Source organism: Clostridiaceae bacterium HFYG-1003 (assembly GCA_024579835.1).
GTDB lineage: Bacteria > Bacillota > Clostridia > Clostridiales > Clostridiaceae > JG1575.
This window is the reverse complement of record CP102060.1, coordinates 2,307,764-2,327,703: the sequence shown is the minus strand read 5'-3', so window position 1 is coordinate 2,327,703 and position 19,940 is coordinate 2,307,764. Positions and strand designations below refer to the sequence as shown.

Sequence of the window (19,940 nt, the reverse complement as noted above, 5' to 3'; positions counted from 1 at the left end):
TCCTGTATCTCTGAGCAGTCTGAGACAGACCGGACCAGGAAATTCATCGCAATGGCCTGAACCGGAGAATAAAATGAATAAATATGTCATGAGCAGCATCCGTTTTCCGGAGCTGCTCATTTTTACCATGTTCTTAAAAATGACAGGGGAGTTGCGTCAGCGGACCGTCATATTGAGAAGAGTTGTTAACAGAGATTTAAAATTGAATCAATATGCCATTTCGGCTTGAGTCTATGCCGTTTTCTGTTTAAACTTAATGTAGCATAATATTTTAATCCGTCAGGAGGAGCTTATGGGACTGGAAGCCGGAATGAAACATACAACCCAAATCACCGCAGCACCGCAGCATTCTGCGGCAGCACTGGGATCAGGGGATCTTGAAGTACTGGGAACACCGGCTCTGATCGCATTCTTAGAATCAAACTGCAAGGACTCGGTCCGGTCGTTTCTGCCGGAGGGTTCAACCACCGTCGGAATTCACCTGAACTTCGACCACCTCAAGGCTTCGCCCATCGGAGCGCAGATTACCTGCACCTCCGAGGTGACTGAAGTCAAAGGACGCCTGATTCATTTCAGGATTCAGGCCGAATCAGGAGAACACATCATCGGGGAAGGGACCCATATCCGCGCAGTCGTTGACCGTGAACGCTTTTTGGCAGGATTGAACCATTAGGCAACGAAAGAAAAGATAAGGTATCCTAAGGAGGAACAAATTCATGTTATCAGACATCCAGATTGCTCAGCAAACAAAGATGGATCCGATTGTAGACGTGGCCGCCAAGATCGGACTTGGACCGGACGATCTCGATATGTATGGCAAGTACAAAGCCAAGATTACCATCGAAGCTCTTAAGAAGCTTCAGGACAAGCCGGACGGAAAACTGATCCTGGTTACGGCGATCAACCCGACCCCGGCCGGTGAAGGCAAGTCCACCACCACAGTTGGTCTGGGCCAGGCACTCAACCGCCTTGGCAAGAAAACGGTTATCGCACTGAGAGAGCCCTCCCTGGGACCGGTCTTTGGCGTTAAGGGCGGAGCAGCTGGCGGCGGATATTCTCAGGTCGTTCCGATGGAAGACATCAACCTGCACTTCACCGGAGACTTCCATGCCATTACTTCAGCCAACAACCTGATCTGCGCCCTCATTGACAACCACATTCACCAGGGCAACGCGCTGCGCATTGACCAGAAGAAGATCACCTTCAAGCGCGTTATGGATATGAATGACCGCAACCTGCGCGAGGTAGTCGTTGGACTGGGAAGCAAAGGCAACGGTTTTGTCCGTCAGGACGGCTTCATGATCACGGTTGCTTCCGAAATCATGGCGATCCTGTGCCTGTCTGAGGACCTGGAAGACCTCAAGCACCGCGTCGGCGAAATCGTTATTGGCTACAACCTGGACGGAAAGCCGGTTTATGCCAAGGAACTCAAATGTGAAGGCGCTGTGGCTCTTCTGATGAAGGACGCCATTGCTCCGAACCTGGTTCAGACCCTGGAAAATACCCCGGCTCTGATTCACGGCGGCCCCTTCGCCAACATCGCTCACGGCTGCAACTCCATCATTGCAACCAAGGCAGCTCTGAAGCTGGGTGAGTATGCGGTAACCGAAGCTGGTTTCGGCGCTGACCTGGGAGCTGAAAAATTCCTCGACATCAAGTGCCGCTTCGGCGGACTCAAGCCATCCGCAGTCGTTGTCGTGGCAACGGTTCGTGCCCTGAAGCATCACGGCGGCGCCAAGAAGGATGAATACGGCGTAGAAAATGTCGAACTTCTCAAGAAGGGTATTGTCAACCTCGAAAAGCAGGTTGAGAACGTCCGCAAGTTTGGCCTGGAGCCGATCATTGCCATCAACCGGTTCGCTTCTGACACCGATGCCGAACTCAAATACATCGAAGACTTCTGCAACGCCAACAATGTCCGCGTAGCTCTGACCGAAGTATTCGCCAAGGGCGGAGAAGGCGGCGAAGAACTGGGCAAGAAGGTCATTGAGCTGGTCGAAAGCGTGGAAGCCGGATACACTCCCATTTATGATGTGGAAGAATCCATCGAAGCCAAGATCAACAAGATCGTCACCGAAATCTATGGCGCCAACAAGGCAGTGTTCACCTCCGCCGCTCTGAAGCAGGTCCGTGAACTGGAAGCCAACGGCATGGACAAGAAGCCGATCTGTATGGCCAAGACCCAGTACTCCCTGTCCGATGACCCGGCACTGCTGGGACGTCCGCAGAACTTCGACGTGACAATCCGTGAAGTCCGTGTATCCAACGGAGCCGGATTCATCGTTGTCCTCACCGGAGACGTCATGATCATGCCCGGACTGCCCAAAGTTCCGGCCGCTGAACGCATGGATATCACACCGGACGGAGAAATCACCGGTCTGTTCTAAAAACCAACAAAGAGCTTCTGCCCCAAAGGCGGAAGCTCTTTTGCATCCCCGAAGGATACAGTGGACTTAGAGGACTCACAGGACTCAGGTGACTAAGAGGACTCAGGTGACTCAGAGGACTCAGGTGACTCAGAGGACTCAGGTGACTCAGAGGACTCACGTGGCTCAGAGGAACCAACGAACCGACAGACTGATGAGTCGAAGAACTAATGAACCGGTAAATCAGAAATTGCTTCCATGCAGGTGCATCATTACCAGGAACGGCAGTGAGCGAACACCAGCAATTGATAGCCAGCGATTGGAAACCGGCATTTGGGTAATCATCCTTTGAGTAATCTCTTTGGGGAAGTCCGGCAGAGCAGAAACAGCACCCCGGATCAGGCGACAGTGCCTGATCCGGGGTGCTGCTTTGAGCCAGTTGTTCGAGCAGTTCGTGGTTCAATCTCATGTGTCTTAAAGAAAGTCCTTGCGGGGGAGAGACAGAGGCTACAGCTCCCGGAGGATTTCGGCTTTCTTCTGATTGTATTCCTCCAGGGTGATCAGGCTGTTGCGGCGCATTTCATCCAGTTCCAGGAGTCGGGCGGCAGGGGAGGGAGGAGAATCCTGAGCGGGGGGGAGGTCGTCCTTGATATAGCCCTGGTTGGGCCAGGCAGGATCCTGTCCCATGGGATACTGTGATGGAGGATTCATCCCATAGCGGCTGCGGGGACCGCGCAAAAAGATCAGGACATTCTGAATGGTGATCAGAATCGCGATTCCGATCCACAGAATTGGGAACAGCTGGAACAGGAGGGGTGCTCCTGAAGGGATGGAGAGCATGGGGATCAGCTGAGTTGCGCCGATGCCCACAAAGACGAGGCCCACCAGAATACCGGGGAGGGCGGGCCAGTAGGGCCGTCGATCCATGGTTGATCCTTCCTTTCGTGATTTATTTATGTTGGGGATCCGACTGATTCAGATCGAAAACCAGCTTGCCCAGGGTTTTCTGATTAAGGATCACTTGGTGGGCTTCATTGGCTTCTTCCAATGTGAAATGACGGCCAATCACCGGGCGGAGCCGGCCTTCGGTCAGGAGACGGCTGATGGCGGCCAGGGCTTCCTGCTGCTGCAGCGCGGTGTAATTGGGAATGCCCAGGCCCCGGATGTCGGAGTCCTTGCCCATCAGGAGGCGGGGGTTGATTTCAATGGGACCGCGGCTGCCGACCACGACAATTTTTCCATATGGATCGATGATTTCCATGTCCAGGGCCAGATTGCGGTTTGCCAGGAACTCGATGATGACATCGGGACCGCGCTGTCCCGTCCATTCGGCCAGTTCAGGCAGATTTTCCCGGGTCAGATGGTCCATGGCATAATCCGCTCCCTGGGTCCGGATGAGCTCCCTGCCTTCCTCGGAGGAGGCCGTTCCGATTACTTTTGCCCCCAGAGCCTTGGCCATCTGGATCGCCAGGAGTCCGACTCCGCCGCTGGCTCCGTGAATCAGGACGGTCTGTCCCGGGCGAACTTCGCCCCGCAGATAAATGGCGCGGTAGGCGGCCAAGGCCGGAATGCCCAGGGCAGCGCCCTGCGCAAAGCTGACTGAATCAGGCAGGGGATGGACATACTCCTGGCTGGCGACTGCCTGTTCGGCATAAGTCCCGGTGTTGGCCGGATCCAGGAATCCAGCCAGCCAGACCCGGTCTCCGGGCGAAAAGGCGGTGACGCCGGGACCTACCGCGTCAATCGTACCGGCTCCGTCAAAACCCGGGGTAAAGGGCAGCGGCGGCGTGAAAAAAGCATAGGTGCCGGTCATGACGTAGGTTTCATTGGGATTGATGCCGGCATGTTCCAGCCGGATTCGGACCTGGCCGGTCTGGGGGACCGGTTCTGGAAGGTTCTCCAGGATCATGGGATTCTCAATGGCATACTGGTGGACGCGGATTGCTTTCACGGGTTCAGCCTCCTTTGTAATTTCTCTATCTTCAGTATACAATAACGGAATCGTTGTTCAGAGGGTTTGCATCCGCTCAAGCCTTTAAGGTTTTGTTAATTTCGTCGTTCCGGACCGATCCGAAGCTTTTATTGGCTTGACAAATTCAAGGGACTTGTTAGAATAGGATTTGTTATTGAAACCAGTGTTTTTTTGAGCAGCTCAGCCGGCTGCTCTTTGATTATAAAAGCCCCAAAAGGAGGAAATCCATTGATCCAACTGAATGAATCGGTCCAGATCGGACCCGTGCTGATGGCTCCTCTGGCCGGGGTAACGGACCGGACGTTTCGGGGCATCCTGACAGAACAGGGCGCGGATCTGACCTTTACCGAGATGGTCAGTGCCAAGGCACTGCACTATCAGAATGAGAACACCCGGCAGCTGCTGCGGCTGGCCCCCAATCAGTCGACCATTGCGGTCCAGCTGTTCGGCAGCGATCCGGACATCCTGGCTGAAATCGCCGCATCGTTTGAAGATCGGCCGGAGATTCTGCTGATTGACATCAATATGGGCTGCCCGGCCCCGAAGATCGTCAAAAACGGAGAAGGCTCGGCACTGATGCTGGATCCGGAGCGGGCTCAGGCGATCCTGCGGGCGGTAACGGAGCGCACCACAAAGCCGGTCACCTGCAAATTCCGCCGCGGTTACGGCATGGGTCAGGAAACAGCCCTGGATTTCGCGCTGCGCATGGAAGACGCGGGAGCCTCTATGATCACCATTCACGGCCGCTTCCGGGACCAGTTTTACTCGGGAACCAGCGACCGGGACATCATCCGGCGGGTGAAACAGGCTGTCCGGATTCCGGTCATCGGCAACGGGGATATCTTCACCGGCCGGGATGCCCGCGAGATGCTGGAGACGACCGGCTGCGACGGCATCATGGTCGCCCGGGGAGCTCTGGGCAATCCGTTTATCTTCCAGGAGATCAAGGCCGCGCTGGATGGCCGCCCCTATGAACGCCCATCCGCCCGGGAGATCCTGGCCATGGCTGCCCGACATCTGACGGGCGCCATTGAGGATATGGGCGAATTCATCGGCGTCCGGGAAATGCGCAAGCATCTGGGATGGTATCTCAAGGGCATGCGCGGGGCCTCACACTTCCGTGACCGGATGAACCGGGCGGAGACCGGAGAAGAAGTCATTGCCCTTTTAACAGAGCTGGAAGCCCTCCAGAGCGTGCCGGGATCCGGTCCGGAAGCCATGTAAAATGAATCAATTTTAGGCGGATAAAATCATAAAATAGAAAATTTGTCGAATGTCTGATCAAATGAAAACGAATGAATTGACTATATCGCTCGATTTTCATATAATGATTCAAACATCCTGATGAAGCGGTCGCTTTGTCAGGATATCATTCATAAAAGACCGAGGCACCCGGTCTCCCGGCAGGCGGAAGTCCTACCGGTGAGGCGGAGCCGAAAATACACGAAGATAGAGGGATCGATATGAGCGAACTGAAAAAACACTTCATGACCTACGAAGGCGTCAAAAAGCTGGAGGAGGAACTGGAATTTCTCAAAACCGTCAAGCGCAAGGAAATCACGGAGAAGATCAAAGTGGCCCTGGGCTTTGGCGATTTGTCGGAAAATGCGGAATATACCGAAGCCAAGAACGAGCAGGCTTTCGTGGAAGGCCGGATTGTTCAGCTGGAAAATCTGCTGAAGAACACCGATGTGGTGGATGAATCCGAACTGCCCAAGGGAATTGTCAACATTGGCTGCAAAGTCAAGGTAAAAGACTTTGACCTCGACGAAACCATCGAGTATTATATAGTAGGCTCCGCTGAAGCGGACCCGATCAATGACAAGATTTCCAATGAAAGCCCGGTCGGAAAAGCTCTGATGGGCAAGAAGAAGAATGATACGGTAGAGGCCCAGACGCCCAATGGCGTCATTAAGATGAAGATCATGGCCATCTCCCGCGCATAACAGAACTGACCCGATGACAACCAGCTTGGAAAGCGGGAGAAACAACCGCAAACCAGGCAAACCATAGAAAGATTGAGGTGTGACCAGTGTCGAATGAGGAAATGAAGGATTTAGAACTTCACGAAATTGAAGCAAAGCTCTCCGAGCAGGAAGGCCTGAGACGGGAAAAGCTGTTTGAGCTTCAACAGGAAGGAAAGGATCCCTTCCAGGTTTATCGAGTAGAAAGAACGCATACAACCCAGCAGATCCGGGACGAATACGAGCAGGTGGAGGGAAAGGAAGTGTCCATTGCCGGACGCCTTTTATCCAAACGCGGACAGGGCAAGGTGATCTTTGCGGATGTCTATGACCGGGAAGGGAAAATGCAGCTTTTTGTCAAACTGGATAACGTGGGAGAAGATCAGCTCAAATTCTTCAAGACACTGGATCTGGGCGACTGGCTTTTTGTCAAGGGAGCGCCCTTTACCACCAAAACCGGAGAAATCTCCGTCCTGGTGGAGGAGTTCCAGCTCATTGCCAAGTCCGTCAAACCCCTGCCGGACAAATGGCACGGCCTGAAGGATCCGGATTTAAGATACCGCCGCCGGGAAGTCGACATCATTTCCAATCCGGAAGTGAAAGAAACCTTCCTCAAGCGCAGCCGGATCATATCCGAAATCCGCCGCTTCCTGGATGACCGGGGCTATCTGGAAGTAGAAACGCCGATCCTGTCCTCCATCGCCGGCGGCGCGGCAGCCCGTCCCTTTACGACCCATCATAACTCCCTGGATATTGATATGTACCTGCGGATCGCAACGGAGCTCTATCTGAAGCGACTGATTGTCGCCGGCTTCGAGAAAGTCTATGATATGGGCAAGAACTTCCGCAACGAAGGCATTGACTACAAGCACAATCCCGAATTTACCATGATCGAGCTGTATGAGGCTTTCGCTGACTACACCGACATGATGGACCTGGTGGAAGAGCTCGTATCCTCCGTGGCTCTGAAGGTTACCGGTTCCATGGTAATCAATTATCAGGGCAAGGAAATCGATCTGACTCCGCCCTGGCGCCGAGTCTCCATGGCTGATCTGGTCAGGGAGCATGCAGGCATCGATTTTGATCAGATTCAGTCCGATGAGGAAGCTCAGGCCATTGCCAAGTCGCATCATCTGGAAGACGAAATGAAGAAGGATCTGAAAGCCTACACCAAGGGCGAGATCCTCAACCTCCTGTTTGAAAAATACGCGGAGAAGAGCCTGATTCAGCCAACTCTGGTAACGGATTATCCAGTGGAGATTTCTCCGCTTACCAAGGGCAAGCGGGGTAACCCGGCTCTGACCGAGCGCTTCGAAGGCTTTATCAACGCCAGCGAAATCTGCAACGCTTACTCCGAACTCAACGATCCCATCATCCAGCGCCAGCGCTTTGAGCAGCAGGCCCGGGAGCGTGATCTGGGAGATGACGAAGCATATGTCATTGACGAGGAATTCATGTCAGCCCTGGAAACAGGCATGCCCCCCACCGGCGGCATGGGCATCGGCATCGACCGGATTATCATGTTCCTGACGGACTCCGCATCCATCCGTGATGTCATCCTGTTCCCCACGATGAAGCCCTTGGCATAGCTGAATAATAAAATACTGCCAAAAAGCGCCCGCCGGGCGTTTTTTGGCATTCCTGGAAATTTTTCCAGTTCCGGGCGAGGCCGTGATATCCTATCAGCGGACGGCCGAGCAGCGACTGGCTGCTGGGAAGTGTTGGAGAAATCGGTGAATCCGGATTCGAATCGGAGAAACTTCGGATCACCCCCTTGCCGGGCTCAGCTGAAGTTTCACCGGCAAAGTTGTAGAATGGACATGACGCTGCTTACGGGCCAATTGAGCACAGCGAAAACGTAACGAACCGGGAGGGAGCATGCGGTGGATTTTATCGAAGCACTGGAAGCAAATAACCAGCCCAGACTGCTGGAAATTCCAAAGAGTGACCTGCACAGCCATGCCGGGCGGGGCGGCAACAAGGCGTTCCTCGCTGAGCGCACCGGAGGGTCGCTGCCGGATCCGCCCCGGAAATTTGCTTCTCTGACACAGGCTCAGGAGTGGTTCGACGCCAACATCAAGCCGGCCTGCAAAGGGACGGCTGGTCAGTTGCTGCGCTGGGAGGCCTGTTTTGCAGAGGCGGGACGAAACCGAATCCTGCGCCTGGCCCTGAGTTTTACCAGGTTGGATGTCCTTTTGGCAGGCGGCATGGATTCGTTCCGGAAAAACCTGGAGGGCTATCATCAGCGGTACTGTCCTCAGACCTTGTTTGAGCCGGAGCTGACATATGGCTGAGGCTGCCGGATCGACGAGGAACTGGAATTCATCGAAGAGCTGCTGACCCCGGGATTCTTTCATTCCATGGATTTGTGCGACGGCGAATTCCAGCAGCCCATTGAACGGTTTCTTCCGCTGTATCGAAAGGCTGAGACCTACGGACTGATCAAACGAGCTCACGTGGGAGAGTTTGGACCGGCTGAAGAGGTAGTCAGAGCTGTCGAAATCCTGGAGCTTCAGGAAATCCAGCACGGCATCTCAGCAGCGGCATCTCAGGAGGTCATGCGCTTTCTGACGCGTCATGGCATTCAGCTCAATGTCTGTCCTACCAGCAACGTTATGCTGAATGTTGCATCAGACTACGCCGCTCACCCGATTCAGACGCTGGTTCGAAACGGCGTACGCGTCACCATAAATACCGATGATCTGCTGCTGTTCAATCAGCCCATCGATCAGGAATATCTGAATCTGTATCGTGCCGGTACCTTAACGGCCCGGGAACTCGATGACATTCGTCGCCGGGGTCTGCAGGGCTGTGCCGACTTCAAGGCAGAACCTTCCGGAGAGCCGGAGACGGGTCACGCCGGCACGATAGTTGAACAGAGAATTGAAATAGTAAAATGAGTGCAGGAAAATGACGGCGGGAAATCTAGTTCAGTCCAGTGGAACACCGGACATGACAGAGGAGGTCAGCAATGGCAGATAAGGTGAGACAGGGAAGGCCGGAGGACCTGGAATCGTGGATGGACCTGGTTCAGGCAGTCCATGAGGAGTTTCCCGGGCTGGAATCCCCGGAGGCGATCCGGGAGCACCGCGAGACGGTCCGGAAGTTTATGGGTCGCGGGGAGGCGCTGTGTCTATCCGAGCAAGGCGTTGTGGTGGGCGTGCTGCTCTATTCCTCGAAGCGCAGCATGATTTGTTGTCTGGCTGTTCATCCGGAGTGCCGCGGACGGGGAATCGGGATCAAGCTCCTGAGCGCAGTCCTTGGCCAGTTGGACAGAACAAAGGACATTACCGTGTCGACCTTTCGGGCGGAGGATACCAAAGGCGTGGCTGCGCGAAGGCTTTATGCTCGATTCGGGTTTCAGCCGGGGGAGCTGACAACGGAGTTTGATTATCCCAATCAGGTATTCCGGCTGGAAGCGGAACAGCGTCCGAACGAATCGCTGGCTGGTCCGGCTTGAGGCGGCAAGCCATGATGCAGCTGGTGTTAACAAATTGTTTTTAAAGAAGCGGGATTACCGGCTTTTCAAGTGAGGGAAAAATGCATATAGTATTATTGTATATGCATAGGAGGTATTCATTTTGACAGAATTTAAACCAACTCCGAGAAAGAAAAGAAAACGGGAAGAGCTGTCGCTGAAGCAGAAAACGTATATTGGCATTGGAATCTTCATCCTTCTCACAATCCTCACCTTTCAGGTACTGATTCCTCAGTTTTCCATGATGCAGGGACGCAAGATCGCCGACCGAATCAATGAAGTGATCAAGGATGATCATTTTGAGCTGGTATCGGCCGAGCGGAACGGAATCCAGTTTTTCTCCCATTATCAGTCAACCAGATACAAGGATCTTTATATCTCTACCGATATGGCTCCGGATGACTTCACACCCAACCGGATCAATTACCTGTATGACAAGGCCATTGCGGAAAAGCCGGGAACCATGCAGCGGTTTGCCCTGGCAACCGACGACAGCCTGTACGATCAGCTGACGCCGGTCCTCGGGGAGAAACTGCTTCGGGTCATCGGCACCTTTGCTCCCGGCAGTGCCGAGCTGGTAGAGCTGGATGAAGCCTTCCAGCTGGGCAAGCTGCCAGGCTATACGCCAACGGTTGACATCATCGATGCTGCCACGGATGAGAACTACCTGAAATACTTCGGCCTCATCGAGCAGGAACTGAACAAGAAGAACTACAATGTGGGCAGCATCAACATTCAGTTCACCACCGACCGGAAAAACGCGGTCACCTATCGCTGGGTACCCATGACCGAGGGCGACAGCCTCCTCGGCTTAGTTACCCAGGACCTGGCCACCCTGCGCCAGGGGGGACGGGTAGACCATCTCACGGTCACTGAAGAGGTCTATTTCGATTATCCTTATAACCATAACTTTACCCTTCCAGCCAAACAGTAACAATCCAACGGTTCATACATGACAACAGCCCTCCTCCTGCCGGAACCAGTCGGCAGGAGGAGGGCTGTTGTTCTCTGTAGAAATGAAGTTGGGATTACTTCAGATGGAAGGTTCGGGTGGCCAGGCGGGGAATCAGGATTCGGGCCGCGATCCCGTACAGGACGGTCAGACCAATCATGGTCAGTGCCAGAACGGACAGGTCCGGTTGGAGGAAGATGGGCAGGTAGCAGAACAGATACACTGCGAAGTTCAGAACGGAATAGAGCGGGCTTTTGACCTGGACATCTGAGGTATAGGGCTGGAGCAGATAGTAGGTGGTCAGAAGGTGAATGGAGAAGAAGAGGAAATAGGCAATGATCATGATGAACAGCAGCAGTCTTGCCGGTGTGACTTTCATGTCAGTCATGAACAGCCAGATTCCGTGGGTGATCAGGAGAGCCACGGGCAGGGGCAGGTTCAGGCGAAGCACGTGCTTCAGACGGATGTTAAAGCTCTTCAGGATATCGTCACTTCGCCGGTAAAAGCCATAGGACAGCAGGCTGGAGTCGCAGTTGACGAACGGGGATTTGGTCAGCCGGCTGCTTCCGATGCTTCCGTACAGGAAGTAGGGGAGCAGGGAGGAGACAGTGGAATCATAGACCCAGCCGAACTCGGGGAATTGGAGGAAATGATAGCGCCGGTCCAGGAGAGCGGTGACCAGGCCGGCCAGTCCGATCAGCAGGGCAATCCCTGTGGCAATGCGAACGGGCTTTGCCAGAATTCGGCGATGGCGCTGGAAGAACAGCGCATTGAGCTTGTCATAGCCGTTCAGTCGGGCCAATGATTTGGCCCCGACGGAATCATCGTCTGCCGTCAGATCCGTTTCCCGAAGCTTGACGTCCTGTGTCCGAAGGTTGATGCCGGCGGCCACTTCCAGCTGCTTCTCGTATTTATCCAGGGCGAAGCGGGCGACCCGCTGATAGCCGTCGTAGTGCCAGCAGCCCCGCAGGGCCAGTAGAGCCGCGGCGGCGGCAGGAAGGATCAGCCAGTGATTGTTGAACACAGCTGGGAGCGTGAATTCAAAATATACTGTAAAGATGAGCAGCACCAGAGTGACGAACAGCAGCCCAAGGGTCGCAATGACATTTCCGGCCAGGGGAATGCCTCGGTCAAACAGCCGCAGATGGATGTATTCCATGACCAGCGTGACGCAGGTGACCAGAAGGGCGAGAAAAAAGGTATTGACCCAGGGAACGCCGCCCAGGAGGGTTAACACCAGGCTCAGGCCAAACAGGCGGCCCAGACCGTCCATCAGGCTGCCAAGGATCAGTTCAACCCGGCCGACCTCCCGAGCGGGCTGGCGGAAGACCTCATGGAAAAAGTGCATTTTCTGGCCGGCTTCCAGCACGGCGGAACTGACCAGATTTGTCAGCAGGTAGAGGATGAAGAAAAAGGACTGAAATTGGTCCGGAGTGGATGTCTTACCCATGAATCCGATCAGGGCCAGGTACATGAAAAAAGCCAGATAGGCCAGGAAGCTGCCTTTCACGAAGGTCTTGAGGATCTTGTAGATTAAGGAGAAGCCATAAGCAAACTGCTTGATGCCGGTGTAATGAAAATCATCCGGCAGACGAGTGCTCAGGAACTTGCGTTTTTTCGGGTCAATCACAAAACCTGTGGGATTGATCGAATAGATCAATACCTCACGCCGACATAACATTTGATAATAGGACGAGCCCCGCGCTATGATGGAATTGCATCTTGGCGGATGTACAAATCCAAACACAGCGGAGGCTCTGAATGAATTATACACAGGATGAACAAGCTAATACAATCACTGATTACCAAAATTATCTGCACATCCCTTCGTCTCTTATTGGGTTTACTAATACGCATAGTTCACAGCATACTGCCGTTTCCGGTAAAAGTGTGATCCAGTTTCATGGAGTCCTCAAGCTAGATGACACCGATCGCGCCTGCCCCAACTGCGGGGGCTTCATGCACATTAACAATACGTCCTCATGTAGTCTTTGGCACCTGAACTTCGGGCACACTTATACTTCCCTGGAATTCGACAAGAATCAATTACTGTGCCCAACCTGCGGGATCACCAGAGTCCAACAGGTGCCCTTTCAGGCACAAGGTCATCGGATCTCGCAACCACTTTTGCAATACACTAGGGATCTTCTCGCCATCGGAACCTACAACCTCAAGCAAGTCGCTGAGATTACTGGTCTTGGCAAGAACACAGTCAAAGCGATCGACTTGAAACGCCTGGAGGAAATGTACACCCTGGACGGAAAGCTCACCAAGCCCCAGAGGCAGGCAAAGTACCTCAGTATCGACGAATTCAAGCTTCACCGAGGCCACCAGTACGCCACCCACATCATCGACATAGAGACGGGCCATATTCTCTGGATTGCCCACGGCAAGCGCAAGCAGGTCGTCTATGACTTCATTGAGCACGTCGGTCTTGAGTGGATGGACGGGGTTGAGGCAGTCGCCTCTGACATGAACTCAGATTTCCAAGAAGCCTTTGAGGAAAAGTGCCCTCATATCCAGCCGGTCTTCGACCACTTCCACATCGTCAAAAACTTCAATGACAAAGTAGTCGCTGAAGTGCGCAAAGACGAGCAGAGACGTCTCCAGGCCGAGGGCGACTACAAAGCCGCTGAGTCCCTCAAGCGGACCCGGTATATCCTGATGTCATCCCGGGAGACGCTGCAGCGCAAAGACCTGGAGGCTGTGCAGGGCAAGCCCTTGTCCAAAGGCGGCACTCTCTTCCCAAAGGCGATGATTACGCGCTGTCCAGGCAGTGAGGAGAAGTACGACCAGCTTATCCAGGACAATCAGCTTCTGCTCACGTTGGATCTCATCAAAGTGATGCTATCGGAGGCTTACAAGGCCGCCAGTGAGCCGGAGATGGCCGTTCTGATAACTGAGATCATGGAAGTATGCTATGCTTCGAGAAATGACCACCTACGCTGGTTTGGGCGCCTGATGGACCGACACTTTGAAGGGATCATTGCATTTGCGACCTACCGGATCTCTAACGGTCAGATCGAGGGGATCAATAACAAGATCAAGACACTACGACGCCAAGGTTATGGCTATCCAGACGATGAATACTTCTTCCTCAAGTTATTCGATATGAGTCGTAAAACTTACGTAAGGAATCCACCATCCCACAGAATTTATGATTGAGCCGTTTTTTCAGGAAGTTGAAAAAATAGTTCAGGTTGGAGCAGACCTCATATTTCAGCTCCATGCGATACAGTTCCCACATATCAGACCTCGGTGGGTTGTCCGGCCAGATCGGTCAGGGAAGGTTCTCCGGACTTTGGCGGGATCGGGTTTGCTGGAAGACCCAGTATACCCCGGGGAGATTCCACCGGAAGAGGGGCTTCTTCGGACAGGATCCGGATAATCCGCTCTTCAAACGCAGCATCATTCAGCAGTCCTTCTTCCACCTGGGTCAGCCGGCCCTGATTGAGAATGACAATTTCATCGCACAGATCCGTGGCCAGCTGCAGGATGTGGGTGGAAAACAGAATGATGTGGTTCTGATGGATGGACCGGATCAGGTTCTTGATCCGCAGCTGCATGACAACATCCAGGCTGGTCAAAGGTTCATCCATGAGAATGATGGACGGCTGCAGGATCATGAACATCAGCATTTGGAGCTTGTTCTTCATGCCCAGGGAATAGCCCTGGATCAGGCGATGCTTTTCGGATTCCTCAAAGCCGATCCAGTCCATATACTCATCGGTGGATTTCAGGGTCTGACCTTCCCGGCGATTGACATCCTTGAAGAAATCGATGAATTCGCAGCCGGTCAGAAAATTAGGCAGGGTGGGATTGGCCACCATGAAAAACAGATCGTCGGGCTGCAGCGGACGTCGAATGCCGTCCTGCTCGATCAGCACCTTGCCGTCATTCTTCCCCAGTTCTCCTGCGATCAGATTGAACAGCGTGGTTTTTCCAGAGCCATTGCGGCCCAGCAGTGCATAAATCTGGCCTTTCTCAAAGGAAAAATCGATGGATTGGAGTACATGGTTTTCGCCAAATGACTTCGAGAGATGTTCAAGAATGAGTTTCATCGGAATTGCCTTTCCCGGGACAACCCGGAAGTTCGATCCGAGCAGAAGCGCGGATGCGGTAAGGTGGTTGTCAGACCGATGGAATGGATCTGTTCGAGCTTTCGTCTAACGGATCTGACTTGATTCAATTGAGGGCATTACGTTCAGTATGATAAAGCAAGATTAAGATAAATTTAAAACAATCTTCTGAAAAGCACTTCATGTGGCTTCCGCTGGCAGATCCAACCGGAAAATCAATTGAAGCCAGCGGGAAAGCAGGCTTGGGAAGGCTTGCGTAATTTTTTTTTTTGTGGGGGGCTCCGGTAAATTAACTTGGCTAAGGTTCGGAAGCAGTTCGGCCGGGCTGTACCTTGCTCCCGGGAATGGCACAAAGGGATGGGGGATTTTCTATCCGTCATGATCGGCCGGGGTCAATCCTGTCTGAATCAGAAACGCCCCTGTTCCGGCGGACAGGGTGAGCCTGTCTCGGAACCGAGGCGTCAGGTTGCTGGAACAGGTGGTTCAACGGGGCCGGAGGTCAGACTGGCCGGGATGGCTGCCTCGGTTACTCGACCAGGGTGCCTTCCTTGGAGTCTTTGACCACGAAGCCCAGAGCGGTAATTTCGTCCCGCAGCCGGTCAGACTGGGCGTAATCCTTATTGCGGCGAGCTTCATCACGCTGCCGGATAAGTTCCCGGACCTGCTCGGGGAGTTCTTTCTTTTCTTCCTTGACTTCGTTCAGATTCAGCGTCAGGAGCTCGTCGAACAGCAGGGCGGTAGCCAGCTTGTCCTCATCGGCGACGGATTCGTCCTTCAGCAGATTCCAGAGGACCCCCAGCGCTTTGGAGACGTTCAGGTCGGTGAAAATGTCCGTGAAGAACTTCAGGACATAAGCTTCATCCGGCCGGCCGGTTTTTCCCTGAGAGGTTTTCTTGATCTCCAGGATCCGCTTGCGCAGTCTGGCATAGGCCGTGCGGGCGGCATCCATGGATTCCCAGGAGAAGGTCAGCTGTTTGGAATAGTTGGCATTCAGGCAGAAGTAGCGATAATCCAGCGGATCGTAGCCTTCTTCGCGGAGGGTGGTTACCGTGAGGAAATTGCCGGATGACTTGCTCATTTTGACATTTCCGGGCAGAACCAGGAATTCAGCGTGGAACCAGTAGTTGCACCAGGAGTGTCCCAGGTAGCTTTCGGACTGGGCAATCTCATTGGTATGGTGCACTTTGATATGGTCTGTGCCGCCGGCATGGAAGTCCAGATGGTCTCCCAGATACTTCAGGGAGAGGGCGGAGCATTCCAGGTGCCAGCCCGGGAAGCCGACGCCCCAGGGGGAATCCCATTCCATCTGGCGCTTTTCGCCGGTTTTGGAGAACTTCCACAGGGCAAAGTCGGTGACGCTGCGCTTTTCATCGCTCAGATCAACCCGGGCTCCGCCCTGAAGGTTGTCCACGTCCAGCTGGCCGAAGTCTGCATATTGGGGGAATTTGGAGGTATCAAAGTAGATTCCGTCCGAAGTTTTGTAGGTATAGCCCTTGTCCTCGAGAACCTGGATGATGTCCAGCTGATCCTGGATGTGACCGGCCGCTGAAGCCCACAGGGTCGGGTCCATGCAGTTCAGAGACTCGAAGTCTGCTCGGAATTTCTCGAAATAATGCTTGGCCAGAAGCCAGGCATCCAGGCCCATTTCCCGGGCGGATTTTTCCATTTTATCATCGCCGGTATCAGCGTCATCGGTCAGGTGGCCGACATCCGTGATGTTCATGACGTGCTTGACCTGATAGCCGTAAAGCAGAAGCGCTTTCTTCAGAATGTCTTCGGAAATATAAGTGCGCAGGTTTCCGATATGGGCATCCTTGTAAACCGTGGGGCCACAGGTGTAGAGTCCGGCCTGACCCGGCTTCACCGGAACAAATTCTTCGGTCCGGCGGGTCCGGGTGTTGTGGATGGTGAATTTCAGATCCTGCTTCTGGATCAGATCCTTGAGATCTGAAAAGGTATAGTCTTTCTTTCCGGGGATGATTTTTGCCAGTATATCTTGTTGTGCCATAGGAAAACCTCCGTCTATCGATGATGGGGACTGTCAGTGTCAGGAGCGCTGTCCCGGCTGTCAGCGCGGGAAGGCTGCGCAGAGGGGACAGGGGAAAGGCGATCAGGCACCGGCTGCGCGGCCAGGATCCCTCAGGATCTGTCAGCGGGCATATGGTCTGGAACTGCTTTCTTACCGCCTAAATTATAACATATCCGCCCTGGGATTTGGCAAAACAGAAGGAGGCGAAAGGCTTTGGAACAGCATGACCGAGGTCGTCTCCGCCAGGGGTTCTCCGCAGGGGTTCTCCGCACGAGGCCGAACGGCTGCGGGCGGGACTCAGACCCGGCCCGACAGCCCCTGACGGCGGAACTGAGCCGGGGTCAGGCCGGTGACGCGCCGGAAGATGATCGTGAAATAGTTCTGGCTCGAAAAGCCAACGGACAGAGCGATCTCGAGAATCGACCGGTCTTCCCGGATCAGGCAGCGCTTACTTTTCTCCACCCGGACCTGATTGAGGTAGGCGGTGAAGGTTTGGCCGGTCTCCTTTTTGAACAGGGTGCAGAAATAGCTTTTGTTCAGCTTCAGATGCTCGACCAGCCGGTCCAGGGGAAGTTCCTCCCGGTACCGGGCATGGATCAGGTCGATGGCCTTGCGGACCGGGAGGCTGTAACAGGCTTGACCTGATCGATCGCTGCATTTCAGCAGGCGGGGGCCGACCGGATCCGGCGTCTGATTATTGTAGAAGCAAATCTCAAACCGGCTGATCCGTTCCAGATCGGCGGGGGTATAAGGTCCCAGCAGAACAAAACCATCCGCCGGCCGGTGTTTGTTGATGTAGTAAGCTGTGTAATGGTCGCCAAAGGCGCTGGTCAGGGTCCGGTACTGCGATATCGGCGGGGCGGGGTGAACCATTTCCTCAACCAGCCGGTTGTAGAGGTCGTAATCATCGTGGCAGAAATGGCTGCCGCCGCTGTAGAGCAGGCGGCCGTCGCCGGTGAAGGCACTGCAGGGGATCAGGGTGGCGCTGTGCAGATCCTCAGCGACCCGGCGGGGATTGCGTTCGATGAACATCAGGGGATCGCTCCTTTCAATTGACCTGAATATGGTGATAAAAAAACAAACAGACCAAAAGATTTTGGCCGATGCATTCTGTATGATAAATGAGAATTGTTATCAATTCGTCCTGATGATTATACCAACGTGGAAGGCGAGGTGTCAACGAGCGGGGGCGTTCCCTGCGATTGCTTATGAAAAACCATCATCTGATCCTCCTGCTGTTGCCGCTGGCCCTGCTGTCCCTGTTCATCGGCGCTCGTCCGGTTCGACCGGCCCAGCTGCTGCAGGGCGGGGAAACGGAGCTGTTTGTCTTTGCTCTGAGCCGTGTACCCCGGCTGGCGAGCATTCTCCTGACCGGCAGTGCTCTGAGTATATCCGGCCTGATTCTGCAGCAGATTACCCGCAACAAGTTTGTTTCTCCCTCCACGGCCGCCACCATGGACTCAGCCCGCATGGGGATCCTGTTTGCCATGATTGTCCTGCCCGGAGCTTCCACCATGACCAAAATGGGGATTGCCTTTGCCTTTGCCCTGGCCGGAACGTTTCTGTTTCTTGTGATCCTGGGCCGCATCAAGGCAAAAAGTGTCATTGTCATTCCCCTGGTGGGCATCATGCTGGGCAATCTGATCGATTCGGTGACCACGTTCTTTGCTTACCGGCAGGAAGTGGTGCAGAACATGAACTCCTGGCTGCAGGGTTCCTTTGCCATGGTAACCAGGGGGCGGTATGAGATTATTTTTCTCGTGCTGCCGCTGTTTGGGCTGGCGTTATTTTATGCCAACCAGTTCACCATCGCCGGTCTGGGCGAGGACATGGCCCGGAATCTGGGTCTGCGCTACCGCCTGGTGGTTAACGTCGGTCTGGCCATCGTGGCCATGATATCCAGCGCCGTCCTGGTGACGGTGGGAAATATCCCGTTCATCGGCCTGATCATCCCCAATCTGGTGTCCCTGGTCAGGGGCGACCATGTCAAGAACAATCTGTGGACCACCGCACTGCTGGGGGCACTGTTTGTGCTGGCCTGCGATGTCGTGGGACGGGTTCTCATCTTCCCCTATGAGATCTCGATTTCGCTGACCGCCGGGGTGGCCGGCAGCATGATTTTTCTGCTGATTCTGGCCAGGGGAGGAAAACGGATATGAACCGGAAACTGATGGGACTCAGCCTTTGCCTTGCGGCCGGCGTCGTCCTGTTCCTGGCCTGGGATCTGGAACGAGCCACCGCCGCCTATGCCTTGTCCCGGCGGCTGCCCAAAGTGGCCGCTCTGCTTTTGACGGGCAGTGCCATCGCCTTTTCTTCCCTGCTGTTTCAGACGGTGACGGACAATCGGATCCTTACCCCCAGCGTGCTGGGACTGGAGTCCCTCTACCAGTTCCTCCAGACGGCGCTGATGTTTGTCTTCGGATCCCGTTCTCTGGGAGCCCTCGACCAGCGCCTGAGCTTTCTGCTGGCGGTGGGGCTGATGATCCTGTTCAGCACAGGCATTCTGGGGACCCTTCTGAAACGCCTCAATGGGAACATTTATCTGCTGCTCCTGGTGGGTATCGTGACCGGAACCCTGTTCCGCAGCGGCGCGTCTTTTCTCCAGGTCATTCTGGATCCCAATGAGTTTCTGATCCTCCAGGGCAATCTGTTTGCCAGCTTCAACAACATCAATCGCCAGATTCTCTGGCCGGCCGGCCTGATGATGGCTGCCGTCATGCTGATCATGGTCCGGCGTCACCGGGAACTCAATGTTCTGGCCCTGGGGCGGGATCAGGCCATCAGCCTGGGGGTCGGAGCTGCTGCTCTGACACGGCTCAGCCTGTTCTGTGTCGCGGTCCTGGTATCAGTGGCCACGGCGCTGGTTGGACCCATCACCTTTCTGGGGGTGCTGGTGACAAATCTGGCCCGGGAGTTCCTGGGCACTCACCGCCACCTCCCCTTGTTTCTGGGATCCATGCTGTTCGCTTCCCTGGCTCTGGTCTACGGCCAGTTCCTGGTGGAACAGGTATTTTCATTCAACACCCCCATCAGCGTCCTCATCAATTTTGTCGGAGGGCTGTACTTCATCCTTCTGCTGTTAAAGGAGCGTCCGATTTAG

Annotated in this window: 19 protein-coding genes; 13 read left to right on the top strand and 6 right to left on the bottom strand. The window is 54.4% G+C overall.

The features are described from left to right. Positions 1-73 precede the first annotated feature (73 nt). From NQU17_10495 to NQU17_10485, 3 genes are all read left to right on the top strand, one after another. Entirely contained in the window at positions 74-229 is a 156-nt protein-coding gene (locus NQU17_10495) for a hypothetical protein (protein ID UUM11083.1), read from the top strand. 63 nt (positions 230-292) lie between these two features. After that, complete coding sequence (locus tag NQU17_10490) at positions 293-673, top strand: thioesterase family protein (protein UUM11082.1); 381 nt, start codon at positions 293-295, stop codon at positions 671-673. Between the two features lie 43 nt (positions 674-716). Next, a complete protein-coding gene (locus NQU17_10485; protein ID UUM11081.1) occupies positions 717-2,387 on the top strand; it encodes a formate--tetrahydrofolate ligase in 1,671 nt (556 codons plus the stop codon). 486 nt (positions 2,388-2,873) lie between these two features. Here NQU17_10485 and NQU17_10480 read toward each other — a convergent pair whose 3' ends face one another. Together NQU17_10480 and NQU17_10475 are read right to left on the bottom strand one after the other, a co-directional pair. Next, positions 2,874-3,293, bottom strand: coding sequence for an SHOCT domain-containing protein (locus tag NQU17_10480; protein UUM11080.1), 420 nt, complete (start codon positions 3,291-3,293; stop codon positions 2,874-2,876). Between the two features lie 22 nt (positions 3,294-3,315). Continuing rightward, positions 3,316-4,317, bottom strand: coding sequence for an NADPH:quinone reductase (locus NQU17_10475; protein ID UUM11079.1), 1,002 nt, complete (start codon positions 4,315-4,317; stop codon positions 3,316-3,318). A 291-nt stretch (positions 4,318-4,608) separates the two neighbouring features. Between NQU17_10475 and dusB the strand changes: the two genes are divergently transcribed. The 7 genes from dusB to NQU17_10440 all read left to right on the top strand — a co-directional run bounded on the left by dusB (position 4,609) and on the right by NQU17_10440 (position 10,714). Then, a complete protein-coding gene (dusB, locus tag NQU17_10470) occupies positions 4,609-5,562 on the top strand; it encodes a tRNA dihydrouridine synthase DusB (protein UUM13501.1) in 954 nt (317 codons plus the stop codon). Positions 5,563-5,801: 239 nt separating this feature from the next. Next, complete coding sequence (gene greA / locus NQU17_10465) at positions 5,802-6,284, top strand: transcription elongation factor GreA (GenBank protein ID UUM11078.1); 483 nt, start codon at positions 5,802-5,804, stop codon at positions 6,282-6,284. Positions 6,285-6,370: 86 nt separating this feature from the next. After that, on the top strand, positions 6,371-7,891 hold the full coding sequence (lysS, locus tag NQU17_10460) for a lysine--tRNA ligase (GenBank protein UUM11077.1): 1,521 nt from the start codon (positions 6,371-6,373) through the stop codon (positions 7,889-7,891). A 294-nt stretch (positions 7,892-8,185) separates the two neighbouring features. Next, positions 8,186-8,596, top strand: a complete 411-nt coding sequence (locus NQU17_10455) for a hypothetical protein (protein ID UUM11076.1) — start codon at positions 8,186-8,188, stop codon at positions 8,594-8,596. 66 nt (positions 8,597-8,662) lie between these two features. Then, the gene (locus tag NQU17_10450) at positions 8,663-9,202 is read left to right on the top strand and encodes a hypothetical protein (protein UUM11075.1); all 540 of its coding nucleotides are present in this window, start codon (positions 8,663-8,665) and stop codon (positions 9,200-9,202) included. Positions 9,203-9,273: 71 nt separating this feature from the next. Further along, positions 9,274-9,762: a GNAT family N-acetyltransferase gene (locus NQU17_10445; GenBank protein ID UUM11074.1), complete on the top strand. Its 489-nt coding sequence runs from the start codon at positions 9,274-9,276 to the stop codon at positions 9,760-9,762. Between the two features lie 121 nt (positions 9,763-9,883). Beyond that, the gene (locus NQU17_10440) at positions 9,884-10,714 is read left to right on the top strand and encodes a hypothetical protein (GenBank protein ID UUM11073.1); all 831 of its coding nucleotides are present in this window, start codon (positions 9,884-9,886) and stop codon (positions 10,712-10,714) included. Between the two features lie 94 nt (positions 10,715-10,808). On the opposite strand, the gene NQU17_10435 is transcribed toward NQU17_10440, so the two are convergent. Continuing rightward, complete coding sequence (locus tag NQU17_10435; GenBank protein ID UUM11072.1) at positions 10,809-12,413, bottom strand: hypothetical protein; 1,605 nt, start codon at positions 12,411-12,413, stop codon at positions 10,809-10,811. Between the two features lie 80 nt (positions 12,414-12,493). Here NQU17_10435 and NQU17_10430 point away from each other — a divergent pair, with 80 nt between their 5' ends. Next, complete coding sequence (locus tag NQU17_10430; protein UUM11071.1) at positions 12,494-13,897, top strand: ISL3 family transposase; 1,404 nt, start codon at positions 12,494-12,496, stop codon at positions 13,895-13,897. A gap of 83 nt (positions 13,898-13,980) precedes the next feature. On the opposite strand, the gene NQU17_10425 is transcribed toward NQU17_10430, so the two are convergent. The 3 genes from NQU17_10425 to NQU17_10415 form a co-directional block, all read right to left on the bottom strand. Beyond that, complete coding sequence (locus NQU17_10425; GenBank protein UUM11070.1) at positions 13,981-14,793, bottom strand: ABC transporter ATP-binding protein; 813 nt, start codon at positions 14,791-14,793, stop codon at positions 13,981-13,983. A 544-nt stretch (positions 14,794-15,337) separates the two neighbouring features. Continuing rightward, positions 15,338-16,819, bottom strand: coding sequence for a cysteine--tRNA ligase (gene cysS, locus NQU17_10420; GenBank protein ID UUM11069.1), 1,482 nt, complete (start codon positions 16,817-16,819; stop codon positions 15,338-15,340). A gap of 318 nt (positions 16,820-17,137) precedes the next feature. Next, positions 17,138-17,872, bottom strand: a complete 735-nt coding sequence (locus NQU17_10415) for an AraC family transcriptional regulator (GenBank protein UUM11068.1) — start codon at positions 17,870-17,872, stop codon at positions 17,138-17,140. A 176-nt stretch (positions 17,873-18,048) separates the two neighbouring features. Between NQU17_10415 and NQU17_10410 the strand changes: the two genes are divergently transcribed. After that, on the top strand, positions 18,049-18,999 hold the full coding sequence (locus NQU17_10410; GenBank protein UUM11067.1) for an iron chelate uptake ABC transporter family permease subunit: 951 nt from the start codon (positions 18,049-18,051) through the stop codon (positions 18,997-18,999). Further along, positions 18,996-19,940 carry an iron chelate uptake ABC transporter family permease subunit gene (locus NQU17_10405; protein UUM11066.1) on the top strand — a complete coding sequence of 315 codons (945 nt, stop codon included), beginning with the start codon at positions 18,996-18,998 and terminating at the stop codon, positions 19,938-19,940. The genes NQU17_10410 and NQU17_10405 overlap by 4 nt, the downstream gene beginning before the upstream one ends.